Raw genomic sequence first — 3,910 nt, 5'->3', positions numbered from 1 at the left:
CTCCTGGCCATCGTCCTCATCGTCGGCGGCGGCCTCTGGTACACCTCCGGCGACGGCGGCACGGACGACCGGCCGGACAGCGGCCCCAGCGCCTCCCCGGGCAGCGACAAGCCCCAGGAGGCGGTGCCCGGCACCGAGAAGGCGCCCGGCAACCCGAAGTCGAAGACGCTCCTGAACCTGCCGAACCCGGTTCCGGCGGACATCGCCACGGTGGCCGGCTCCTGGCTGACCGACTCCACCTACATCAAGTCCGACCTCTCGAAGATCGTCGGCTACAACGTCGTCGACGGCGCCAAGAAGTGGGAGCTGCCCCTCGCGGGCGAGCTCTGCGGGGCGACCAAGCACGTCAGCGAGAACAAGACGGCGGTCATCTTCAGGCCCGCCCCGTCGACGCCCGAGAACAAGTACCCGCCGTGCACCGAGGTCGGCGTCATCGACCTGGAGAGCGGCAAGCTCGTCTGGTCGGGCAACGCCAAGAGCGCCACCGGCGGCGACAAGCCCGTCTCCCTGAACACGGTCACCCTCAGCGGCAAGACCGTGGCAGCGGCCGGCATCTCCGGGGGCGGCGCCGCCTGGAACCTCGCCGACGGCAAGTCCCTGTGGCTGCCCAAGATCGACGCCGAGGGCTGCCGCGACGTCGGCTACGCCGGAGGCGAGGCGCTCGGCGCCATCCGCAAATGCGGCCAGAGCCCCAACTACACCCTGTACGGGCAGCTCCTCGACCCGACCAGCGGTGCGCCCACCGCCTCGTACAAGCTCTCGCAGGGCATCGAGGACGCGTCCATCGTCTCCACGAAGCCGCTGATCGTGGCCGCCGACGTCGGCAAGACGGCGAAGAACGCCACCGGTGTCAGCGACCTCTTCGTCATCGATCCCAAGGGCGAGCTGAAGGCCCGTATCCCGCTCGCCTCCGGGGACTTCGCCGGCAAGTGCGGACTGGACGTCGAGAAGTGCGTCAACATGGTGGTCGGCAACGGCAAGCTCTACCTGCCGTCCTACGAACACCAGGGCCAGTCCTCCAGCGGCCGCACCAACGAGCTGCTCTCCTTCGACCTGGAGACCGGCAAGCAGACCACCGACCGCGCCGACGCGGGCGAGCGGTACACGATGTTCCCGCTGCGCATGGACGGGTCGAACATCATCGCGTACAAGAACCCCCCGTACGACAAGGGCGGCCAGATCGTCAGCATCGACAGCAGGACGATGAAGGAAACCCTGCTCATGGAGAACCCGGAGGACAAGGCGAGCCAGCGCGCCGAGACCCAGTTCTCGCCGGAGTACTCCGAGTACCGCTACCACAACGGCAAGTTCTTCATCTCGCGGACGACGGTCAGCAAGCCGTTCGGGACCAAGTCCGACCCGGAGTACCTCTTCGTGTCCTTCACCGCGAGCTGACGCACACCGCGCCGATTCGCACTCCACCCGCTGCGCACAGCACCGCCGAAAGCCCCCGAACGGTCCGTACCGATCGGGGGCTTCTGCACGGTATCCCCCTCGCACCGTCGAACAAGCGTGTAGCTTGCCGGGTCAGAAGGGTGGGGGGTGGTTCCTCAATGGGCGTACGGGTCGTGGTGGTCGACGAGCACCGGCTGCTGGCCGAGGCACTCGCCTCTGCCCTGAAGCTGCGCGGCCACCGGGTGCTGGCCGCCGCCGCTCCGGCGGCGGGCGCCGCCGAGCTGGTCGTCAGCCGCGCGCCGGAGGTCTGCCTGTTCGGCACCGCCACCCCCGCCGAGCCCGGGGTCTTCGAGCCCGTCGTGCGCATCAAGCGGGAACGCCCGCAGATCGCCGTGGTCGTCCTCGGCCCGGTGCCCAGCCCGCGCGGAATCGCGGCCGCCTTCGCCGCCGGCGCCTCGGGGTACGTGCGCCAGGACGAGCGCATCGAGGGAGTCGAGCGGGCGCTGGCCAAGGCCAGGGCGGGGGAGGTGGCGATCGCCCCCCAGCTGCTGCAGGGGGCCTTCGCGGAGCTCCTGAACCCCGCGGCCCAGCCCGACGACGAGGGCAGCCGGCTGCTGCGGCTGCTCACCCCGCGCGAGGTGGAGGTGCTCGTCCGGGTCGCCGAGGGCGAGGACACCCGGCTGATCGCCGCGGGCATGGAGATCGCCCCGAGCACCGCCCGTACGCACGTGCAGCGGGTGCTGATGAAGCTGGGCGTGGGGTCGCGGCTGGAGGCGGCCGCGCTGGCCGCCCGCACCGGTCTGCTGGACCGGGCGCTGCCCTCGCTGCCGTCCGCCGCCGCCGCGCGCGACTGACGCACCGGCCCGGTCCGGCCGCCCGATTTCCCCGTGGGCGCGGAATCGGGTAAGCCAGTGTCCAAGCACGCGCACGTACCCGCGCGTGCTCCCCCGCGAGAGGCAGTAGGCGAGTGAGCAAGTACCTGGTAACCGGTGGCGCAGGATACGTCGGCAGCGTGGTCGCGGCCCACCTTCTGGAGGCCGGCCACGAGGTCACCGTCCTCGACGACCTGAGCACGGGCTTTCGCGCAGGGGTCCCGGAGGGCGCCACCTTCATCGAGGGCCGGATCCAGGACGCCGCCCGGTACGTGGACGGCTCCTACGAGGCGGTGCTGCACTTCGCGGCCTTCTCGCAGGTCGGCGAGTCCGTGGTGAACCCGGGCAAGTACTGGGAGAACAACGTCGGCGGGACGCTGGCCCTGCTGGCCGCGATGCGCGGGGCGGGCGTACGCAAGCTGGTGTTCTCCTCCACCGCCGCCACCTACGGGGAGCCGACGGAGGGCCTGCTGACGGAGGCCTCGGTCACCGCGCCGACCAACCCGTACGGTGCCTCGAAGCTGGCCGTCGACCACATGATCGCGGGGGAGTGCGCGGCGCACGGCCTGGCCGCGGTGTCCCTGCGCTACTTCAACGTGGCCGGCGCCTACGGGACGTTCGGCGAGCGGCACACCCCCGAGACGCACCTGATCCCGCTGGTCCTCCAGGTCGCGCTGGGCGAGCGCGAGTCGATCTCGGTGTTCGGCGAGGACTACCCGACCCCGGACGGCACCTGCGTACGTGACTACATCCACGTCGCCGACCTGGCGGAGGCCCACCTGGCCGCCCTGCGGGCCGCCACCGGCGGGGAGCACCTGATCTGCAACCTGGGCAACGGCAACGGGTTCTCGGTGCGCGAGGTCGTCGAGACCGTCCGCAAGGTCACCGGCCGGGACATCCCCGAGGTGGTCGCGCCGCGCCGGGCCGGCGACCCGGCGATGCTCGTCGCCTCCGCGCGCACGGCCCACGAGCGCCTCGGCTGGACCCCGAGCCGCTCGGACCTCACCGGGATCATCACGGACGCGTGGAACTTCGCGCGTACGCACTCCTCCTGAACCTCCCGGAGCTCCTGGACCTCCGGTATCCGTCCGGACCACCCCCGGTTCCGCACGCCCCCCGCACCCCGATCGGTGCGGGGGGCGTGTGCGTGTCGGCTGTGCGCTGCGGCCGTGCGCTGTGCGCGGGCGCCCGGCGTGCACACGCCGGGTGAAATGCCCCCCGTGCAACTGCCCGGGGCACACGCCGGTACCGAAGCCGCCATCAGGACCTTCGGTGCAGGCGATTTCAAGCCACCACAAAGCCGGTTCACCACGCCCGCGCCGGAAAATCCCTGGGAAAACTTCTGCTATTCGGCCAACCGCCGGACACCCCCGGCCCTACGCTGATGCATGACACCGGTGGGGGCCGGTGTTGATTCAGGGGTCGAGACAAGTCGGGTACGTCGTCCGCTCCGGGGTAGTGCAGAGATGTCACGGCGGCGGCCGGGGCAGCTGCGGATCACCCGGTCCGGGCGCCGTACCCGCCGTTGTCCGTTCCCCTACCCTTGGGGGTTTTGTGGTTCGTATCCGGGTTCTCGTCGTCGACGATCACCGCATCTTCGCCGAATCGCTCGCAGCCGCGCTCGCGGCCGAGCCGGACGTGGA

3 protein-coding genes and 1 pseudogene are annotated in these 3,910 nt (G+C 71.0%); all 4 read left to right on the top strand.

Features of this window, described 5'->3' with window-relative positions; translation table 11 throughout:
* On the top strand, nt 1-1,395 hold a 1,395-nt coding region (locus tag ACWGIU_RS32100; protein ID WP_453711626.1), incomplete at its 5' end, for an outer membrane protein assembly factor BamB family protein.
* 158 nt (nt 1,396-1,553) lie between these two features.
* Complete coding sequence (locus tag ACWGIU_RS32095; RefSeq protein ID WP_453711625.1) at nt 1,554-2,249, top strand: response regulator transcription factor; 696 nt, start codon at nt 1,554-1,556, stop codon at nt 2,247-2,249.
* A gap of 113 nt (nt 2,250-2,362) precedes the next feature.
* Nucleotides 2,363-3,322 (top strand): UDP-glucose 4-epimerase GalE, encoded by a 960-nt coding sequence (gene galE, locus ACWGIU_RS32090; protein WP_453711624.1) that lies wholly within the window; start codon nt 2,363-2,365, stop codon nt 3,320-3,322.
* A gap of 499 nt (nt 3,323-3,821) precedes the next feature.
* Nucleotides 3,822-3,910 (top strand): annotated as a pseudogene (locus tag ACWGIU_RS32085) (DNA-binding response regulator); the annotation flags it as partial.

Source organism: Streptomyces sp. NPDC054840, from assembly GCF_053611065.1.
This window is presented reverse-complemented; position numbering and strand designations above follow the sequence as displayed.